Here is a 20736-nt window from a genome sequence, read left to right as displayed (position 1 = left end):
GTGGAATTCTCAAGACATCCACCTAACATTCATAATTCAACATTTAAAATTTCCAATTTCAATAAGAAGAAGCTTCATCAAGTAACCCCATATCTTCCGAGCTTAGTTCCGTCTCGGTTGCTTCCACAAAGGCAGAAAGGTGGTCCTTTTTAGTGGCACTGGCGATGGGCGCGGTTACATTGTCTTTGTGAATCAACCATGCTAAAGCAATTCCAGCTTGAGTCACTTCGTGTTTTTCAGCAAGTTGATCTAAGGCAGACAGGATACGGAAGCCACGGTCGTCCAGGTATTTATCGATGCCCTCGCCCCGAACACTTTTATCCAGATCGTCTTCACCACGGTATTTCCCGGTTAGGAAGCCACTCGCTAAAGAATAGTAAGTGATCACACCAAGACCTTCTTCATGGCAAAGATCCGCCACTCCATTCTCTTATCCCTCCCGATCATAGAGATTATATTCCGGCTGAAAAACTTCATAACGCGGTAAGCCTTCTTTTTCGCTCGCTTCCAAAGAGGCTTTGAGTCTTTCGGGTGAAAGATTGGAAGCGCCGATATTTCTCACTTTGCCTGCATTTATAAGTTTTTGGTAGGCGCCTAATGTTTCCTCAACCGGCGTTCGGTCATCATCCCAGTGAGTCAGGTACAGGTCGATCTGTTCAATTTGCAGTCTTTCAAGGGAATCATCCACCGCCTTGAGAATGTGTTCTTCCGAAATATCTTTTTGCCCCTGCCCCACATCAGATCCTACTTTGGTAATGATATTGACCTCATCCCTGATGCCACGGTCCTTGAGCCACTTGCCAATAATAGTTTCTGACTCTCCACCTTCATTGCCATCGGCCCAATGGGAATAGGAATCGGCCGTATCAATGGTATTGAAGCCTAATTCAACAAAGGCATCCAGAATCTCAAAAGATTCCTTCTCGTTAAGCGTCCATCCAAATACATTACCTCCAAAAACAATGGGTGCTGTTTGAATGTCCGTATTTCCTAATTTTCGTAATTCCATAATGAATAATAATTGATAGTTCTTTTCTCGTTGGATGTATCAACAAAATTAAGGTCGAAAGCGGTCAAAGTAATTTTCAGCCCCATATGATTGTAGAATAGAAGCCAATATTTTTACAGTCACGCGTTTACCGTTTGAAGTTCTTAAGAGAGAAGGAGTCATAACCATGGATGGATGAGCAATCAAGCCGGTCTTTGAAAACCCCGAACGGGGTTTAATGTGAATAGCCACGGGTGAAGGTCGGGCAGCGACCGCAACCCGTGGAAAACGGCACATTTAGATGCTAACCCTGAAAGGGTTCAACCTTGCGAAACATTTGTGTAAACACGGACAATATTCTTATTCAACCCTTTCAGGATGCAGAGGTTTTGGAGGAGACTGGCGAGTTTACGCCGTTCTGTGCTCATTTAAATTATATGCTAAGCAGTAAACGCGTTACAGTCCTCATTAATTAAAGTGAGATCGAGATAAGAATGACGAAAAACAGATGCTATTTTTCCTTAGTCCCCGAATGGGGACAAACAATAATAGCCCAGGGTAAATCCACGTATGTGGATGCAGCCCTGGGTAAACGACTCCCAAACGAAGAACCCGAGAGTTGAATGGTGTTCAGGCATACATGCTTACCGAGATTTGGCAATCATAGCTTTTCAGGATGGTTTGCCAAAGCTTCGTTTGAAATTATCGTTCCCTTTCTTCTTCGGGGCGAAGCTTGATGTTTTTGTTTTTAGAACCCCGGGTTGCGCCTATTTAGGCTTACCTTTAAACAATGTAATTCGCTACCCCGCCATCAACCCGGAGTGCAGCACCGTTGGTAGCTGAAGAAAGCGGACTGGCTACATAAGTCACCAGGTTAGCAACTTCATCTACCTTAGCAAAGCGTTGAATCAAAGAGGTTGGACGTACTTCTTTAAAGAATCCTTCCTCAATTTCATCTCGGCTTTTCCCTGTTTGCTTCACTTGTTCATCCAGCATATTATCTACACCGCGACTTTCAGTTGGTCCCGGCAGCACGCTATTTACCGTTACTTTTGTGCCCTTGGTAAGACGCGCCAGTCCACGGGAGATGGAAAGCTGGGCGGTCTTACTCATTCCGTAATGCACCATTTCTGTGGGGATATTCAAGCCCGACTCACTGGATATAAAAATGATTCTGCCCTCATTCTTATCCATCATTTTGGGGAGATAATGACGGGAAAGGCGTACACCACTCATCACATTCACCTCAAACATTTCAAACCATTCTTCATCGGTGATGTCTTCAAAATCCACTTCGTTGAATATGCCCACGTTATTGATCAGGATATCAACATCCGGAACCTCTTCCATCAGCTTACTGACTTCTTCCTTCTTGGAAAAATCGGCCGCAACACCCGATATGCTTTGGTTCCCGGTATCTTCTTTCAGCTGGTTTACCTGAGCCTCTACTGACTCTTTTGAGCGCCCGTTGATTATCACCTCGGCACCTTCTGTAGCTAATGATTCTGCAACTGCATACCCAATTCCTGCTGTAGAGCCTGTAACCAAAGCTCTCTTACCTTCTAATTGTAAATCCATTTCTCTGTTTTTTTGATGATTCTTTTTAATCTGATCAAAAAACAAAATCTGCACCCTTAACGTGCGCGCATATTTTCCGCATTCCGGATAAACGAAGACTATATCCTACCCCAAAAGTTAAATGCCGCCAGAAATCATCCTTCTAAACAGCATTCAACATTCAAAACTCAAAATTTCCATCACATCTGTTCCGGAGCGGTAATACCCAAAATACCCAATCCGTTTCTGAGGACTTGCGCCACCGCTTTAGCCAGCTCCATCCGGGCCTGGGCCAGCTTTTCGTCTTCGCCGAGAATGCGGCAATCGTGATAAAAACTGGTGAAGGCCGAAGCGAGCTCTTCCAGGAAATTAATCACATGATGAGGCTCCCGCAATCGGGCGGCATTCGCCACGTTCTCTGGGAATTTCAACATGGTTTTAATCAGAGTGATCTCGCTTGGATGAGTAAGCACACTCAAATCAGCCTGTGATTCAAAATCATATTCCTCTTCCACCTTGCGCAGGATGCTGGCGATGCGGGCATGCGCATACTGCAGGTAAAACACAGGGTTCTTTTCTCCGGCCTCTTTGGCGCGGGCAATATCAAACTCCAGGTGCGTGTTGGGCGAGCGCATCAGGAAGAAGAAGCGCGTAACATCAGCACCGACCTCGTCCATCAGTTCATCCAGCGTCACGAAGTTTGCTTTCCGGGTACTCATTTTGAACGGCTTGCCGTCTTTCACCAACGTTACAAACTGGTACACCACCACATCTACTTTTTCGGGATCGTAACCCAGCGACTTGATACCGTTCAGCACATCGGGGTAGGTGGCAATGTGATCGGCTCCAAATACATCCAAACACAAGTCAAAACCGCGGTCCAGCTTGTTGGCGTGGTAGGCAATATCCGGCAGACGGTAAGTGGGCTCGCCAGAGCTTTTCACCAACACGGTGTCTTTGTCTTTGCCAAATTCAGTGGTTTTAAACCAAACTGCGCCGTCTTTATCATACACCAAATCTTTGGCGCGCAGCTTCTCGATGGTTTCTTCAATTTTGCCGTCTTCATACAAACTGCGCTCATTAAAAAACGAATCCATCTTGATGCTCATCCGCTCCAGCGTACCGCTGATGTCGGCAAAAATCTCTTCTTCGGCTTTTTCTTTAAAAGGGGATTCATCCTTGGCATCCGCCAGCTCTTCTCCTTGTTCATCGATCAGCGCCTGTGCAATATCGCGGATGTATTCGCCTTCATAGCCGCCTTCAGGAAATTCGGCGTCTTTACCCAACAACTCCAGGTACCGGGCCTGTACACTTTCACCTAAAACACGCATCTGCCGGCCGGCATCGTTAAAGTAATATTCACGCTCCACCTCTGCGCCGGTCCATTCCAACAGACGGGCTACAGTATCACCCAATACGGCATTACGGCCGTGTCCCACCGTTAGTGGTCCGGTGGGATTGGCACTTACAAATTCTACCAGTACGCGCTGGTCTTTATTTCCTGCTGATTTTCCAAAATCGGCGCCGGCTTCGAGGATACTTTCCAACTCATCAAACAGATAGTCTTCAGCAAAACGGAAATTGATGAAGCCCGGTCCGGCTATTTCCACGGCTGAAATCTTGTTCTCGTCGTATTCCAGTCCGTCTACGATTTGCTGGGCGATAGCGCGGGGATTGTTGCGCAGGGGCTTGGCCAGCGTCATGGCAATGTTGGTGGCGGCATCGCCGTGTTCGGGTTGATTGGGGTCTTCGATCTGGATGTTTGGCTGCTCTTCCAGTTCAAACTGTTTCAGCGATTCGCTGATGATGTGTGCTAAATACTCTTTCATGGAAAAATCGGGTTTCAAAATTCAGCCCAAAGATAAGAGAAATGCACGGGAATGAATATCAAAGTTTTTTGCTGGTTGCTGGTTGCTGGTTGCTGAATTTACAAAGTGTTTGAGATAAGCAAGTTCAAATAACTTTTCAGGATTTGCTATGAGTTTGGACCGTGCGGTGACGCATTTCTAAGGAGTCGTTGTACAAGTAGAATTCTTATTTAAGGAGCAAACATTTCTTGTAATACACTCAACACTTTTTCTTTGGCTGAACCACTAATTGTGCCAAGTTGTTTTAACAAGCGGCTTTTATCCACCGTACGAATTTGGTCTAATACCACTTGTCCCCTTTTTCCCTGAAAGGTAGTAGTGACTCGCGTAGGATAATTTTTTATGGAGGAAGTCATAGGTGCAATGATTACTGTCCGGATATGCTTATTCATCTCATCGGGTGAAATGATGACACATGGTCTGGTTTTCTTGATTTCAGACCCCTTTGTAGGATCAAGGGAAATCAAGTGTACCTCAAACCTTTGAACTGGTGTTTTTGCTACCATTCCCATTCAGTTTCGTCCCAATCGGAAGGATTTTCTATGTCTTCCTGATCCAGCAGAGCATCGTCACCTTCCTTAGCCATCTTTTCGAAGGAATCTTCCCAGCCGTTTCGGGTTTTTTCTGCAGAGCGGAGAACAATCTCATTGTCTCTGAGAATCATCTCAATTTCATCAGTAATTCCACTTTCTTCAATCAGAGGTTTTGGAATTCTAACGCCCTGGGAATTTCCTATACGTATTATTTTTGTTTTCATGACTTGGGCATTGCGTGAACATTAATATAATTACAATGTACTTACATTTCAATGAAAGGTAACGGTTTTAGAGCTTTGAACAACTCTTTTATCCCGATAAGGCATTACCTACTAAACGTCGGGAACGAGTAGAATTAAACACTTTTCCCCAATGTAATCCCATCACCCAAAAAAAAAGCCACTAAAACAGCATTTCCCTTTCAGAAAACATCCGCTTTAATGGCTTTAACCAAACAACCTTAAAGTTCGTCCCTTCAGTATCAGGACTGCTTCATATAACTCTCAACAATGGTTTTGAACTGCTCGTAGGTGCGGGGGTTGCGCTCTAGCTTTTGGCCGTTGATGAAAAACGTCGGAGTAGAGTTTACATTTTTATTGAGACCTTCCCGCTTGTCTTCCATAATAATTCGCTGCATTTCAGCAGAGTTCATATCCTCCCGGAATTCCTCAATATCCAGCTTGAGGTCTTTGGCGTAGCCAATAAAAATAGATTCAGCATTGCCTCTTGACCACTGATCCTGTCCCTCAAAAATCAGGTCGTGCATTTCCTGGTACTTGCCTTGCTGGCGGGCAGCTTCGGCCACACGAGATGCCAACTGGGCGTATTGATGCATATTGAGTGGAAAGTGCTTGGTGGTAAACTCGATGTCATCCCCGAAATCTTCTTTTAACTGTTCCTCAAATGGTACAAAATATGCACAGGCCGGGCACTGGTAATCGCTGTATTTAACAATGGTAACTTTGGCCTCGCTGGCCTCTTCTCCCGACTGTGCAATGGCTGGTGCGGCTGCAAAAAATGCGATGGCGAGCGTAAGCAGAAATAATCCTCGTTTCATGATGTAGGTCCCTTCTTCGATTTGTAGTGATTCACTTTACTAAAGTGTCGTTCTAAAATAACACTCATTTTTTGAATTATCTGTGAAATTTGGTCAAATGTGTTGGCTTTTCCGAAGGACAAACGCACAAACTCGCGTGCTTGTTGTTCGTCTTTCCCGATGGCTGTCATGGTTTTATTGGGTTTCTCCGATCCCACCTGGCAGGCACTGCCTGTCGAAATAGCCAGGCCGGCCTGATTGCACTCCAGCATCAAAAATTGCCCTTCCATCCCCGGCACCCGGATCCCCAAAATATTAGGCACCTGCTTTTCAGGGTGTTCGATGATTTCCACCTCATACGGCAACTTTTTCAATTCCATCACAAATTCAGCCCGGAATTCAGCTATTCGCTGTTGCTCAATATCCATTTTTTGAGTGATTTCTTTGGCCGCCGTGGCAAAGGCTGCAATGGTAGGCACATCCGCCGTTCCAGGCTTAAATTTTTTGGGTTGATCCGGATTGGGAAACACCGGTTTCCAATGGGCTTTGGGGTTCATCCAAACCGCGCCGGCACCTTTGGGTCCATAGATTTTGTGGGATGAAATGGAGATCGCATCTATTTTCATCTGTTTTACATCCAGCGGCAGCCGGCCGTAGCTTTGCACACAATCACTGTGCAGTAATACGCCGCGCTCGTGCAACATGGCTCCAATCGCCTGTAAATCCTGTATCACACCAATTTCTGAATTAACATGCTGGATTGAAGCCAACACGGTATCCTCACGCAATAGATTTTGCAGTTCATTCAGATCTACCCGACCAAATTCATCTACCGGCACCTGGCTTACTTCATATCCTTCCTGTTCCAGCTTCAGAAAAATATTTCGTACAGATGAGTGTTCTATGGGTGTTGTAATGATATGCTTACCCTCCTTGCCTGCCAGTAAGGAATAGATGGCCAAAAAATTGGATTCCGAAGCGCCGGACGTAAAGAATACATCCTTAGGACGGGCATTCAAAGTAGCTGCCAGCGTATTGGCAGAGGCATTTAAAATCTGCTCTGCCGAAGAACCTTCATCGTGCATGCTGCTGGCATTGCCAAAATAATGCTTCGACACATTGATATACACTTCCATCGCCTTATTGCTGATTTGCGTGGTGGCAGCGTGATCGAGGTAAATCATGAAAATGACTCTGTTATGTGATTTAAAAACGGTATCTTAAAAGGCTTCCTTGCGAAGCATCTTTCAGTTTTAGGGCTTTGCAGAACAAGAGATTTTGATCTACAAGGCCACAAGAAAATAGACAATAAAATCGCCCTAATCACTCCATGAATCAGCTTGCCCTTTCCAAAATCATAGAAACCGCCTTTGCCGAAGATATGGGTATGGGCGATCTCACCACCGAATCTATTTTTTCAGGAAACCAGGCCGGCAAGGGCGTCTACACCGCCAAGGCCGATGGCGTGCTGGCGGGGCTCGATATCATCCAAACGGGATACGGTTTGCTGGATGAGTCTGTGAGTGTCACCCTGCATAAAAACGACGGACATCCCGTACAAAAAGGCGAGAAAATTGCCGAAGTAGAAAGCTCTGTGCGGACTTTGCTCAGCGGTGAGCGCGTGATCCTGAACCTGATTCAACATCTAAGCGGCATCGCCACAGCTACCCGCGAAGTGATTAACCTCCTGGATGATTCTTCTATTACCATCACCGATACCCGTAAGACGTTGCCCGGATTACGTGCCCTGCAGAAGTATGCGGTGCGGTGCGGAGGCGGCAAAAACCATCGTTTCCGCCTGGACGATGGCGTCATCATCAAAGACAATCACATCAAAGCGGCCGGCAGCATTCAAAGTGCTGTAAAACTGGTGCGTGCCCGCGTGGGACACATGGTGAACATCGAAGTGGAAACGGAAACGAAAGAGCAAATCCAGGAAGCCGTGAAGGCCAAGGCGGATGTCATCATGCTGGACAACCGATCTCCTGAAGAGGTTAAAGAACTGGCGCAGCTCATTCCCAACGAGATTATCGTGGAGGTTTCGGGCGGCATCACCCCGCAAAATATTGCCGGTTATAAAGGCTGCGGTGCAGATGTGATTTCCCTGGGCTGGCTTACCCACTCGGTAACAGCCCTGGATATCAGCTTTAATTTGGAGTGATCATTTTTGGACTTATAAGAGTTGAGTCTTAGTAAAAAGACCTCAACAGCTCCTCTGTGAATTTATAACCACTATTGTTACTAAAGACCAACCCTCGGCAAACACACATGCTTTAGCCCCATAGGTAACTCGGGTTTGTTGTTTTTTCTCTTTTACCCAGGGCTTCAACCGCTTATGCGGTTTTACCCTGGGCTATTCATGTTTGACCCCATTCGGGGTCTTTTAACTCTTACCAAGCCTCCCACAGGATCCCTCTTTGTTTCTCCCCTTCAATAAGGGGAGAGGACGCTTTGGTGAGAAATAAGTACCAAGTCAAACTAAGATTCGATTGCCATTACAGAGTCCTCTCCCTTGCCCTAAATCCTCGCGAGCAGACACAGAGGGAGCCGCTACCAAGGACTCGAATATCAGCTTATAAGAAAAGATGGTTCCATTGCAGTTCAGTCCCATTTGTGTTACTCTTTGTGTGAACGAACACTCATCGCCAAACCTTTTTCACTCATGCTGATTGGACTGATTTCTGATACGCACGATCACACTTCAAATCTTGAAAAAGCCCTGGAGGTTTTTAGAGACCGGGAAGTTGGGCTGGTATTGCATGCCGGAGATTATTGCAGTCCGTTTATGATCCCACCTTTTGAAGGCCTCAACTTGAAAGGCGTATTTGGCAATAACGATGGCGACAAACGACTGCTCATTTCTAAATTCCAGGACATTGGCGCCGAAATTGCAGGTGATTTTCTAAAGACAGAGGTGAATGGGCTTACCATCGCCGTGTACCACGGGACCTACGCTGAAATTACGGCCTCCCTCGCTGAATCAGGTCGCTACGATGTGCTGGTAACAGGACACACCCACGAGCAGGTTAATAAAACCCAGGGAATCACGTTGGTGATTAACCCCGGCTCGGCCCACGGTTTTGACGGCACGGCCTCCGTCGCCCTGCTGGATACTGAAACTAAAGAAGTGGAATTTGTGGAATTGCAGTAGTCCCCATTCCTGTTATACTATCCAATCAAAGGAGCTAAGTAATGATCAAACAATTTCAAATCAACGCCAACCACCGCAGCCGCGAGCGGCAAATCATCAATGCGCTGCTTACCCTGGCTACCGGCGTACTCACGCTAATATTTCCAAACTTTCTCTACCTGATTGCCGGAGCCTATCTTGTTGCTTTAGGGGTGATGTTTCTTACCTTCCGGTTCCCCACCTTCTTTGCGGCCGTTCCCATCATTGCGGGCGTACTGATTTTTATTTTCCCTGAACTCATCCCCCCCACCTTTGCTGCATTCCTTGGGCTTTTTGGGTTGATGTTTCTCTTTGGTCTGCAACTGAGCATCCTCGGCATTTTGATGATCGTCATTGCCGTCCTTATCGTAATGAACCCCGATTCGGTGGCTTACCTGATAGCATTTTTTATGCTGGTATACGCTACCTCCAACCTGTTTCAATTTTACAGAGAGTGGAAAAACAAACAAGACGAGGGCGATGGCTTTGACAATGATAAGGTGACGATTGAAGAGTGAGTTTAATAGAGTCCTATCCCATGTCCCGAATCCTCGGAAGGGAAAGACAGAAAGGGGTTGTGTAGCCAAGGGCTTCTAACCAATCGATAGCTTATATAGCGTTCCAAGTTTTGGCGATGAACTCCTAATGGACATCGATTCGCAACCCTCGACATACACTCGGACTTTACATATAACCTAAGCTCGGGTTTTCGAACTGGCTTTCCTGTCCACCGGCCTGAAGGCCGGAGCTATTTGACTTTTTCTCATCTTTATCGAAATGACAGACAAAGAGGGTGCGAATAGCGAAGGGTAAAATTTAGTATCAGGATGAAGCCCCATTCACCCTATTCACCGCATCATAAATAAAATAAGGCGGGATGTTCTTCCAACAGAATTCGGTGGTGAAATTGCCAAAGGCTTCCTGCAGAGGATCTTTTAAATGTCCCGAGGTTTGATAAGCCAGGAAGGAACCTTCAGGGCGTAGAGCTTCCCTTGTTTTTGAAAGGATATCTATTTTCATTTCCCAGTCGAAAAAAGAAAAGGGGATACCGGAAACCACGTGGTCTACACTTCCAACCACATCAGCGGGCAGCAGTTCCAGAAGGTCTTCCACGGTTTGGTGGAAAACAGTGAGCCGGTCGTCGTCGATACTGTTTAACAGGTCGTAGAAATTATCATTGGTTTCAAAAACAAATAACCGGGCATCCGGCCGCATCTTTTTGAGAAAGTGCTTGGTAAAAACGCCGGTGCCGCCGCCATATTCCACAATCACATCGGTAGTGGAAAAGTTGATATGCTCAGATAATTTGCGAACGCAATATTTTGAAGATGGGGTGATAGAAGCCACATCTCGGTCGGTGGCAAATGATTTCAAAAACTCAATAGTACCTTTCATGTAGTAAATGGATTAATGGTGTAATGGTTAATGGTGCATTTGCCTATAACAAATAACCATTAACCATTAACTAACTATAGTTCGTCTTCCAGTTTTGCTATCTGGTCGCGGATGCGGGCCGCTTCCTCAAACTCCATATTTTTCGCCGCCTGATGCATGGTTTCCCGCAAATGCTCAAGCAACTCGTCCTTGTTCTCGAAGGTCACTTCCTTCATGGCCGGACTCGCCTTGTATTGTATGCCTTCTTCCGCCACTTTGATCACCTCGAGAGCATCATCTTCCGGCTCTTCATCTTTCTTGGCAAAATCAAAGCTTTGACTCGAAATCAGGCTTGGATCAACCAGCGGCTTCAACTCCTTCTTGATAGTTTCCGGAGTGATGCCGTGTTCCTTATTATATTCTTCCTGAATTTTACGGCGACGGCGTGTTTCATCCACCACCTTTTGAATGCTGTCGGTTATCTTATCCGCATACAGGATGGCTTTACCGCCTACATTCCGTGCCGCTCGTCCTACAATCTGGAACAGCGACGTCTCGGAGCGCAGGAAACCTTCCTTGTCGGCATCCATGATGGCCACCAGGCTAAGTTCGGGAATATCAATTCCCTCACGCAACAAGTTGATCCCAACCAGCACGTCAAAATCGCCGCGCCGGAATTTATACAAAACTTCGATTCTTTCAAGGGCACTTAACTCACTGTGCATATAGGCCGCACTGATGTTGAGATTCTTGAGATATGCACTCAATTCCTCACTCAGGCGCTTGGTAAGTGTAATAACCAACACTCGCTCGTTTTTCTCAATTTTTTCACGGATTTCACCCAACAGGTCATCTACCTGATTATCCAATGGACGTACTTCAATTTCGGGCTCCATCAATCCGGTTGGGCGGATAATCTGTTCGGTGTACACCCCGCCGGATTTCTCCAGTTCGTAATCACTGGGCGTGGCACTTACAAAAATGGCCTGTTTTACCAGCCCTTCCCATTCTTCAAAAGTAAGCGGACGGTTATCCAGCGCAGAGGGCAAACGGAATCCGTGTTCCACCAGCTCCATCTTTCGGGAGCGGTCGCCGCCGTACATAGCATTTATTTGGGGGATGGTCTGGTGGCTCTCATCAATCACCAGCATGAAGTCATCCGGGAAATAATCAAAAAGACAGTACGGGCGCTCCCCGGGTTTTCGTGCACTCAGGTAGCGAGAATAATTCTCAATACCGGAACAATAGCCGATTTCCTGAATCATCTCGATATCAAACAACGTGCGCTGCTCAATGCGCTTGGCCTCCAAGAACTTCTCTTCATCAATGAGAATCTTTTTACGCCACTCCAGCTCTTCCCGGATTTGATCAATAGCCGTATCCAACCGTGATTTGGAGGTCACATAGTGCGAGGCCGGGTACACCCGAAATTCGTTCACATTTTCGATGATGGTGCCGTCGTTCACATCAAACAGCTGCAGCGATTCAATTTCATCGCCCCATTGAGTGATCCGCAACCCCTCATCAGAATAAGCGGGATACACGTCAATCACATCACCCCGCACCCTGAACGTACCGCGTTTAAAATCCAGGTCGTTGCGATTGTAGTGCAAATCCACCAGATCATACAAAATGGTATTACGTGGAATCTCCTGCCCTACTTCCAGGTTCAAAATGAGCTTCTCGTATTCCGAGGGCGAACCGATACCGTAAATACAACTCACCGAAGAGACAATAATCACATCGCGCCGGCCGGAAAGCAGTGAACTGGTGGCTCTGAGCCGCAGTCGCTGAATCTCATCGTTGATGGATAAATCCTTTTCAATGTACTTGTCCTGTGTGGAGATGTAGGCTTCCGGCTGGTAGTAATCATAATAGGAGATAAAAAATTCTACCCTGTTTTCCGGGAAGAAGTCGCTAAGCTCGCGGTACAGCTGTGCAGCCAGCGTTTTGTTGTGGCTCATCACCAGCGTGGGCTTTTGCACATTTTCTATGGTATTGGCTACCGTGCGCGTTTTACCCGAGCCGGTTATACCAAGCAGGGTTTGATACCGATCGCCCGCACGAATGCCCTCTGTGAGTTCAGCAATCGCTTTAGGCTGGTCGCCTGCAGGTTCGTAAGGAGAATGAAGTTTAAATTGAGCCATAAACAGCTTTTAAAGGTACAAACTGTAACGTAACTTAGGAAACCGTAAATTCGATAATTTAATTGCCACGGAAACACTAAAACGTGAAGGCTGAGATATCATTCCATGTTGGAACCTAGTTGCTGGATGTTCGATGCTGGTAACTCAAAATACTGTCTTATTCAATCCGAATAGACTGGTTCAAGCGTCTCGCTTGGACCAATCATTGTTTGCCACAAGCGAGACGCTTGCGGCAGGCACTTTAGCAACGAGCAACGAAAATTAGTGCTTCATTAGTGGCCAAACAAAAAGATACCAAATGTCTCACCGACATAAAGATTTAGAATCGCCCCGCAAACGCATTGACGAAATTGATGAACACATCCTGGACCTGCTGGCCGAGCGGGGTGAAATTGTGCGGGATGTCATCAAAACAAAAGTGGAAAACCAGCTACCGGTTTTTGTACCGAAGCGTGAGGAAGAAAAATCCAAAGCTTTTAAAGAGCTCGCCAAGTCCAAGGGTATTGATCCCGACTGGGCCGAAGATTTTCTGCGCATGATTATGACAGCCTCCCGCGCTACGCAGTCGCAGGAAAAATTTCCCATTGCTACCAAAGAGCCTAAGCATATTTTATTTATTGGCGGTGAAGGTGGCATGGGTAGCCTGTACAAGCGCATTGCCAGCCAAACGGGGCATCACACCTATTCCATTGATAAAAGTAACTGGTATGAGCTAGAAGAGTTGCAGCCAAAACTGGACATGGTAATTGTGACGGTACCCATCAAAGTTACTGAAGCGGTGATTGAGCGGTTGAGCGGGCGCCTCAAAAAAGAAACGATTTTGGCGGATTTCACCAGTAATAAATCTGCGCCTATTGAAGCAATGCTGAAGGCACACAATGGCCCCGTTGTTGGGCTTCACCCCATGCATGGGCCCGATGTACAAAACCTTTCCAAGCAGCTGATGGTCTTTTGTGATGCGCGCGGCGGCGAACATGCGCTGTGGTTTGTAGAACAATGCCGGCTTTGGGGTATGCGCGTCATTGAAGCCGATCCTAAAAAACACGATCACGTGATGCACCTGGTTCAGGGTTTGCGACACTTTGTAGCCCTGCTGCACGGTTCCTTTATGGAGGAATACGACCTGAAGCCAACGGACATGCTGGACTACTCCTCTCCCATCTATCGCGCTGAACTGATGATGACCGGCCGGATTTTTGCCCAGGATGCCGAGCTCTACGCCGACATTGTTTTCGCCAATAAAGAGCGCCGGGATTTGCTCCTGAAGTTCTTCAATCACCATAAAAAACTCGCAGAACTGGTTGAAGAAAACGACCGCGAGGGTTTTGTGAAAGAGTTTGAAGGTGTAACCGATTTCTTCGGAAAGTTTGCGACCCAGGCACTTGAGGAAAGCGGTTACCTGATCAACCGGCTGGCGGACCGTTTCGCATAAAAGCCAGGATGTTTCGTTTGAGGAATGCCGGATATTAAAGTATTGTTAGATTAACCGCCTTTAACAGGGGTCGTTTATTTAATTTTTTTGATGTACTATGGTTAAAGCCTTAGGAGTCCGCTTTCCTGAAAAATAACTCAGGATCTACTTTTTTTATATAAACCAAAAGAGATGCTATGAGGAATATTACATTCTGCTTGTTAATTATCGCTGTTTTTTTGAGCACAGCTACTCCAACAATTGCTCAGCAGCAGGTTTTCCAGCTCAATACCCTTCAACCCGAAACTAATTCCCTGGCCGCAAAAACAGATCGACAGTTTTTTAAGCTGAACGGAAATGTTTTTTCCAATCCCGAATTTAAGAAAGGGGCTGAGTTTACTTTTGACACCGGAGAAGATGAACCCACCCGTTTTGTCGTTACACGCCACACGGAATACCTGCCCGGCACGGTCTCCATCATTGCCCGTAAGGCCGACGGAAACAACCGCGTATTTACGGCAACCTATGCCAACGGGCGCCTCTTGGGTAATTACCATACCGAAAACCACCGCTCTGTCTCCATTTCTTTTGATGCACAAGCTGGCCAGCACTATCTAAGCCGGGGCAAGGTAGCGCAAGAAAAAGAATTATCCTGCGGACTGTATGGCAGGGAGCATGAATTTGTGGCCTGGCCGGATCGTCCTGATCAAAAAAGATCCTGGGCTAAAACTTCCGGTAGCACCTATCAATACAAACCTTCTTCATTAACTTCATCTATTGAAGACAGCACCACCATTGACCTGATGCTGGTGTATACCAATAATGCCGCAAGCTGGGCTTCAGATTCTTCCAGCTTTGGTAGCATTGATGTTATCCTTTCTCAGGCTATGAATCGGTCTCAGACTGCCCTTGATAACAGCCAGCTGGGCATTGAGCTGCGCCTGGTTCATGTATACAAAACCAGTTACGATGAAATTAACGACGGTGTGGAATCTAATGAATTACTGAAGCGACTCACCCAAAACCCTGACAATCCCGTTTATGGTTCGGACGAGGGCTATGACGGATATCTGGAAGAGGTACACGATTTACGGCAGGAATACGGAGCCGACTTAGTAGCTATGATTGCTCAAATTTGGGATGTTGGTGGTTTAGGCTGGCGCCTGGGTAGCACAAGTGGGGATCCGGTCCGTGGATTCAGTGTAAACCGTGTACAACAAATTGCTACGGGATACACACTGATTCATGAAATCGGTCATAACATGGGCAATTCTCATGCCCGTACACAGCGCGAATCAGCAGCGGATACCACCGGCGGTTTATTTCATTATTCAGTAGGATATCAGGATAAAGACGCAGGCATACACACTATCATGGCATATCGCAACAGTGCCGATAATATCAGACTTGAAGAGGTTCCTATTTTCTCCAGTCCCGATTTAGAGTGGGAAGGCGTTACCTTGGGCACTAACAACAATATCACACCGGAAAATAACGCGCTTAGCATGGCACAAATCAAGCGCACCGTTGCCAATTACCAACTCTCTGTGGTAGATCCCCCGGTGGCACAAACATCTACCGATGAAATCGCCCTAACCTTAAACCGGGAAGATGATTTTACTGTGGTCTATAATCTCTCAAACAGCGGGGCCAGCAACCTGATGTGGGAAGTAGATTTTGATTTCCCTGGCAACATTCTTAGCAAACAAAAAGCAAAGTCCAGCGGCCAAAAGCTGGTAAGTACGGAACCTGCTGAGTTACAAGACCCTGTTAGATATCCTGCCAACCTCGCCCCCTTTGCAGGCTCAGCCAAAAGCAGCCAGCGGCAGGAAGAAGTGATTTATGAAACCTCTTTTGAAGGCAGTGAGGGATTTGCCCCCGGCAGCTATAGTGCCATCAGCGACTGGCGGTTGGGCAACAACTCTGAATTTCTTATTTCATCTGCCAACGCCAATTCCGGCAATCAGCATTTACGCCTCGAATACGACGGGAATACCTATACCAACAATGACGGTGAGGAAGTCCCGTCCATTCAGTTTGTTTCAGCCCCTTTCTTTGGATACCAGCCATTCGGTAACTACGAAGTCATCATCAACTTTGAAATTGGCGGCACCGGCTACATCAACGAAACTTTTGACTTCTATCTTATGGATGGTCAGACTGGCAATTTTTCAAGTGGTGTCATTATTTCAAACAGTGATTTTGGGTACACCCTTTTTGCTGCAGATTTGGACGAAACAGGAGCTTTGACTTGGCTATCTAATGGTTCGGCCAACCCCACAAGCGGACGCTACCATACGCTTCGCATTCTATATAATGCCGATGAAGAACAAATCGAGTATTTCCTGAATGGCTCCCGTTTTTACACCGCCAGCTATCTTAACGGTAAAACCCCAGGTGAAATGCAGGTCCTGCACCGTAATTCAGTTGCAGGTACCTATATGAATATAGACGATATCGAAATACGCCGCCTTAATGCGCCAACGGAATGGCTTTCAGTGCCTGATCCATCCGGCATTACGGGTGAAAATGGAAGTTCTTCCATCAATCTGAATTTCAATACACGAGGCGTTTCAGCCGGCACGTATGAAACGCTAATGACCGTTGCCACTAACGATCCCATCAACCCGCTGATAGAGGTACCGGTACAGCTGACAGTCAATAATACGGTATCCAGCGAACTGGAGGAACGTCCACAAAAATTTGAGTTAAATCAGAATTACCCCAACCCATTCAATCCTACCACGGTAATTAGTTACCAGTTGGCTGTCAGCAGTGACGTACAGCTGGAAGTATTTGATATGGCGGGACGGAAAGTAGCTACGCTGGTAAATGAGCGACAAAACGCCGGACAGCACCGCGTAAACTTTGACGGAGCCAATCTTGCCAGCGGAATCTACATGTACCGCCTGAACACGCCCAACCAAACTGTAACCCGCCAAATGGTTTTAATTAAGTAAAATGAAATTCCCCAACTTTTTACATACTTCTCTTTCACTCTTTCTGATTTGCATTGTTGCCATTGGCTGTGGGCCCAGTGATAATAAAACCTCAGAAAAGCCCAACGCTGATTCAGCCCCGATTGAGGCCCCCAGCCAACCTACCCTCACCCAACAAAAGGAATACATAAAAACAAATGTTCCTATTTCTTCCTTAAACGAGCTATCGCAGGGTGATTCGATGAATATAACCAATACTATTCGCAATGAAACCTACACGCTAAAGATTCGCTCGGTTCGTAACACGTTGCCCACTGTGGTTTCTATTACAGCAAATATCGAAGATCGCGAAACGGGTCTCGCTACGCTGAGTATTAAAGACAACCAGCTCTTCGGTATGCTGGAGTTTTATAAAGAAAACCTTCGCTATCAGGTAGCTTACGATTCTGCAGCCGGACAAGCCTACCTGGTGGAGCGTCCTTTCGAAAATGAAGATGAACTCGAAGGCGGCACACCTTTGGAGTCTTCTGAGTATTAAACTGAGTTTGCTTTGACAACTCCCCTGACCTTTCTACCACTTCTATATTTTTTAAGGAAAGGGTGATATGGTGATTTAGTGATATAGTCTTCTTCTGCAACCGAGCTCTCATTCACACCATATTACCATATCACCTAATCACCCTAACATTTAGTCCTTCATCCGGCTGAAGCGCAGGGCCCCGATCATCCAGTTTGGCAGGTTCTTTTTGGGATCGCGCTTGGTCATATCAATGTACCAGCCAATCTTTTTGATGATCGGCACTTTATGTGTTTCCACAAATTCAATGAGAGTGCCGTCAGGATCTTCCACATAAGTAAAACGTCCGGCAGCTTCGCCCATATCAAAACTGTTGGCAGAATCTACCGTGAAAGGGAAACCTTTTGCCTCCAGCTCTTTTTCCAGAGCATCCATACCCTGCACATCAAAGCAAAGGTGAATAAAACCCAGGTCGCCCCAGTAGCGATCTTTAAAGATCTTCCGCGGAGTCCGCGCCTTAACGTCAATCAGTTCAATTTCTGTAGGACCAAACATGGGGCTAAAACCACCCTGCCTTGGTTTGGAATGGCGCAGCAGCACCCTTCTGAATGTGTGCTCGCCGCCAGGCAGTCCCTTCATATCGCTAAACTTTCCGGTTTCATCATACACCACTTCGTCGTAGCCCAGCACATCCGAGTATAGTTTGCGAGCCTCATCAATATCCGTGGATCCAATAACAGCTCCTACAACGCCACCGGTGGAGGCCGGTGTCTTCTCACGGAAAAACTCCCGGCCCTTCACCACCTGCCAGATGTTGCCATAGAGATCTTTAACAAAAAAGGTGTATTCTCCTGCAGGATTTTTCTCAAGCGGTGTCAGGATTTCAACATCAGCTGCTTCCATCTCGTCATAAGTGCCCGGCACATTGATGGATTTAATTTTTCCGCAATTGATACCCAAGTCTCCCATCATCAGGTCAAAATCAGCTGGCTGTGGGGTACGGCTGGTGTATTGCCAGATTTCAAAACCGCCTCCGCCTTTCATATTCAAGGTAAGTATGGCTGTGCGGTCGTGTGGTTTACCACCGGTGTACGGGAGCATCAGCTCGGCTGTAGCTTCATCCTCAAATACTTTAATATCCATCCCAAAATGCCGCCGATACCAGTCTGTAGCCTTATGCACATCCGGTATACCAATGCCTATTTGTTGTATTCCTGCTATTACTTTCTCCATACCTCTTTTATTATTACTTATGAAAAACTGACCAGCGCCAAAGTACGCTTTTTTACAGACGGGTGACAGGCTTATTTAAGTAATAAGGAAATAAGAAGGTAAGGTGATATGTTCATTATTTTTATAGCTACCTGCCCTCTGCAGCTGAAATGGCTTTTAAAAACTCTGTGAACTCCTTTGTGTCATATTTTGCCATGCCCTGATGTTCCATCATAATGCTGCCATCCGGGGCAATTACATAGGTGGTAGGCACTACGGAACTGTCGTAACTGCGAGGTTTGGAGAGTACCGAATACACCGGGAAAGTGAATCCTTTGCGCGCCACAAAATCCCGTGCTTTTTGAGGTTCTTCATCCAGCGAAGCCATCACAAATACAATGTCTTTGGAATGAACTTTTTCATACAAGCTTTGGATGTTGGGCATTTCAGCAATACAAGGCGGACACCAGGTTGCCCAGAAATTCAGGAAGATGGTCTTGCCCTCAAATTCTGCCAGTGAGGTCCGGTCGCCATCCAGGGTGAGTAAGGGCATGTTGTAATCAGCGGTTTGCCCGTGAACGATTGATGCGTCGGTATCCGGCTGCAAGATGCCTGTATATAACAGCACACTTTGCAAGCGGCCAATAACTTCGGCGTGATAGCCGGTTGCATACAAGCCTGCAGCCACCAGAAGTATCACGGCCCACTGGATGAGCTCTTTTTTCAGAGCAGTTTTTTTAGATGATTTGTTCTTCTTATCCATAACGTAAAGATCTGCACAAGTACTAACAATTGCCGGCTTGTTATCACAGGTTTAACTGTGATAGTTTTGATCTTCTGATATGCTGTGATTTATCGCTCATATGCTATATAAAGCTGGCGATCTCGTCGAGTGATTTCTTGGAGATGTCCGGGACTTTCACGTCATCGGCAGGATATCCCACCACCAGCAGCAAAAATGGTTTCTCATGGGATGGCCTCTCCATGATTTCATTCAAAAAGCCCATGGGACTGGGCGTGTGTGTAAGGGTGGCCAGTCCCGCATGGTGCAGTGCCGTTATCAGCATCCCGGTTGCAATCCCCACGGATTCTTTCACATAGTAGTTTTTCTCTTTCTCGCCATTTTCATTCAACGTATAACTTTGTGCAAAAATGCCAATAAGGTACGGAGCGGTCTCGAGAAAAGGCTTATTAGCGTCCGTGTTAAAAGGCTCCAGGTCCTCCAGCCATTCATCAGAAGCACGGTGGTCGTAAAACTTGCGTTCCTCCTCTTCAGCTTCCATCCGGATTTTCTTTTTTACTTCCGGATCACTCACCACCGCAAAATGCCAGGGTTGTTTATTGGCGCCATTTGGAGCTGTTCCCGCAGCCAGCAAGCATTTTTCAATAACCTCCAGGGGAACTGCTTTATCTGAAAAGTCGCGAACGGTACGGCGGCCTTTCATCTTTTCATAAAACTGATCCGCTTGCCGCTGCATCTCTTCAACCGGCAGTTCTTTATAGGAAGTGTGACGTATAAAAATGGCTTCTCGCATTATTTTTGGTTGGATGTTAGATCACAAATCAACCTAAAATACTAAAAAACGGCGTTCTGCTGAAGGCATAGTATAGCGCATATGAAATACCCAGTTCGGGATTGAAAAAATAATTTTCCTATATGGCAAATTCAGCTTTAGTTGGATGGGCGGCGGCAGGAAATCATCCACACTTTCCAACTAACACCCTCCGCCAGTTTTGGCAAACCAAAACCGAGCACCTCCCTCAAGGGAGGACTTTAAACGAGACCTAAAATCCTCCAGTGCCTTTTAATCAAACTTAGCCTAAAACTTAGAATTGAGAAAACACGGCCTTCAATGTAGACTTTGTTCGGTTGGCCAGGAAAAACATACATATTCAAAATTAGGCTTTATAAACATAAATGATAGCATTTCCCCACAACATAGAGCGTATGGAATTAGGACTTCACTGCCTCACACTCTACC

18 protein-coding genes and 1 pseudogene are annotated in these 20736 nt (G+C 46.4%); 7 read left to right on the top strand and 12 right to left on the bottom strand.

The features are described 5' to 3' along the window. Nucleotides 1-58 precede the first annotated feature (58 nt). A pseudogene (locus tag FN815_RS19130) lies at nucleotides 59-1009 on the bottom strand (aldo/keto reductase). Between the two features lie 473 nt (nucleotides 1010-1482). Here FN815_RS19130 and FN815_RS19225 point away from each other — a divergent pair. Further along, nucleotides 1483-1611, top strand: a complete 129-nt coding sequence (locus FN815_RS19225) for a hypothetical protein (protein ID WP_281286783.1) — start codon at nucleotides 1483-1485, stop codon at nucleotides 1609-1611. Nucleotides 1612-1771: 160 nt separating this feature from the next. On the opposite strand, the gene FN815_RS08570 is transcribed toward FN815_RS19225, so the two are convergent. The 6 genes from FN815_RS08570 to FN815_RS08545 form a co-directional block, all read right to left on the bottom strand. Then, complete coding sequence (locus FN815_RS08570; RefSeq protein WP_142454213.1) at nucleotides 1772-2566, bottom strand: SDR family NAD(P)-dependent oxidoreductase; 795 nt, start codon at nucleotides 2564-2566, stop codon at nucleotides 1772-1774. Nucleotides 2567-2745: 179 nt separating this feature from the next. Further along, a complete protein-coding gene (argS, locus tag FN815_RS08565) occupies nucleotides 2746-4374 on the bottom strand; it encodes an arginine--tRNA ligase (RefSeq protein WP_142454212.1) in 1629 nt (542 codons plus the stop codon). A gap of 209 nt (nucleotides 4375-4583) precedes the next feature. Continuing rightward, the gene (locus tag FN815_RS08560) at nucleotides 4584-4925 is read right to left on the bottom strand and encodes a type II toxin-antitoxin system PemK/MazF family toxin (protein ID WP_142454211.1); all 342 of its coding nucleotides are present in this window, start codon (nucleotides 4923-4925) and stop codon (nucleotides 4584-4586) included. Next, entirely contained in the window at nucleotides 4913-5170 is a 258-nt protein-coding gene (locus FN815_RS08555; protein ID WP_142454210.1) for an AbrB/MazE/SpoVT family DNA-binding domain-containing protein, read from the bottom strand. The genes FN815_RS08560 and FN815_RS08555 overlap by 13 nt, the downstream gene beginning before the upstream one ends. Nucleotides 5171-5430: 260 nt before the next feature. Beyond that, a complete protein-coding gene (locus tag FN815_RS08550; protein ID WP_142454209.1) occupies nucleotides 5431-6006 on the bottom strand; it encodes a DsbA family protein in 576 nt (191 codons plus the stop codon). After that, nucleotides 6003-7169 (bottom strand): IscS subfamily cysteine desulfurase, encoded by a 1167-nt coding sequence (locus FN815_RS08545; protein WP_142454208.1) that lies wholly within the window; start codon nucleotides 7167-7169, stop codon nucleotides 6003-6005. The genes FN815_RS08550 and FN815_RS08545 overlap by 4 nt, the downstream gene beginning before the upstream one ends. Nucleotides 7170-7315: 146 nt before the next feature. On the opposite strand from FN815_RS08545, the gene nadC reads away from it, so the two are divergent. From nadC to FN815_RS08530, 3 genes are all read left to right on the top strand, one after another. After that, a complete protein-coding gene (nadC, locus tag FN815_RS08540; protein WP_142454207.1) occupies nucleotides 7316-8146 on the top strand; it encodes a carboxylating nicotinate-nucleotide diphosphorylase in 831 nt (276 codons plus the stop codon). 501 nt (nucleotides 8147-8647) lie between these two features. Beyond that, nucleotides 8648-9136, top strand: a complete 489-nt coding sequence (locus tag FN815_RS08535; RefSeq protein ID WP_142454206.1) for a metallophosphoesterase — start codon at nucleotides 8648-8650, stop codon at nucleotides 9134-9136. A 41-nt stretch (nucleotides 9137-9177) separates the two neighbouring features. Continuing rightward, on the top strand, nucleotides 9178-9672 hold the full coding sequence (locus FN815_RS08530) for a hypothetical protein (protein ID WP_142454205.1): 495 nt from the start codon (nucleotides 9178-9180) through the stop codon (nucleotides 9670-9672). Between the two features lie 304 nt (nucleotides 9673-9976). On the opposite strand, the gene FN815_RS08525 is transcribed toward FN815_RS08530, so the two are convergent. Together FN815_RS08525 and uvrB are read right to left on the bottom strand one after the other, a co-directional pair. Further along, nucleotides 9977-10549, bottom strand: a complete 573-nt coding sequence (locus FN815_RS08525) for a class I SAM-dependent methyltransferase (RefSeq protein ID WP_142454204.1) — start codon at nucleotides 10547-10549, stop codon at nucleotides 9977-9979. Between the two features lie 74 nt (nucleotides 10550-10623). Next, on the bottom strand, nucleotides 10624-12675 hold the full coding sequence (gene uvrB / locus FN815_RS08520; RefSeq protein ID WP_142454203.1) for an excinuclease ABC subunit UvrB: 2052 nt from the start codon (nucleotides 12673-12675) through the stop codon (nucleotides 10624-10626). Nucleotides 12676-12973: 298 nt separating this feature from the next. On the opposite strand from uvrB, the gene tyrA reads away from it, so the two are divergent. The 3 genes from tyrA (at nucleotide 12974) to FN815_RS08505 (ending at nucleotide 17563) form a co-directional block, all read left to right on the top strand. Beyond that, nucleotides 12974-14107, top strand: a complete 1134-nt coding sequence (gene tyrA, locus FN815_RS08515; RefSeq protein ID WP_142454202.1) for a bifunctional chorismate mutase/prephenate dehydrogenase — start codon at nucleotides 12974-12976, stop codon at nucleotides 14105-14107. Between the two features lie 176 nt (nucleotides 14108-14283). Continuing rightward, nucleotides 14284-17046 carry a zinc-dependent metalloprotease gene (locus tag FN815_RS08510; RefSeq protein ID WP_142454201.1) on the top strand — a complete coding sequence of 921 codons (2763 nt, stop codon included), beginning with the start codon at nucleotides 14284-14286 and terminating at the stop codon, nucleotides 17044-17046. A gap of 1 nt (nucleotide 17047) precedes the next feature. Then, nucleotides 17048-17563 carry a hypothetical protein gene (locus FN815_RS08505; protein WP_142454200.1) on the top strand — a complete coding sequence of 172 codons (516 nt, stop codon included), beginning with the start codon at nucleotides 17048-17050 and terminating at the stop codon, nucleotides 17561-17563. A gap of 150 nt (nucleotides 17564-17713) precedes the next feature. On the opposite strand, the gene FN815_RS08500 is transcribed toward FN815_RS08505, so the two are convergent. From FN815_RS08500 to FN815_RS08490, 3 genes are all read right to left on the bottom strand, one after another. Further along, on the bottom strand, nucleotides 17714-18775 hold the full coding sequence (locus FN815_RS08500) for a VOC family protein (protein ID WP_142454199.1): 1062 nt from the start codon (nucleotides 18773-18775) through the stop codon (nucleotides 17714-17716). 127 nt (nucleotides 18776-18902) lie between these two features. Next, complete coding sequence (locus FN815_RS08495; RefSeq protein WP_142454198.1) at nucleotides 18903-19517, bottom strand: TlpA family protein disulfide reductase; 615 nt, start codon at nucleotides 19515-19517, stop codon at nucleotides 18903-18905. A gap of 103 nt (nucleotides 19518-19620) precedes the next feature. Then, a complete protein-coding gene (locus tag FN815_RS08490) occupies nucleotides 19621-20289 on the bottom strand; it encodes a nitroreductase family protein (protein ID WP_142454197.1) in 669 nt (222 codons plus the stop codon). Nucleotides 20290-20736 lie beyond the last annotated feature (447 nt).

It is taken from the genome of Gracilimonas mengyeensis (assembly GCF_900182705.1).
Lineage (GTDB): Bacteria > Bacteroidota > Rhodothermia > Balneolales > Balneolaceae > Gracilimonas > Gracilimonas mengyeensis.
The sequence above is the reverse complement of the archived record's forward strand: the minus strand, read 5'-3'. Positions and strand labels throughout refer to the sequence as shown.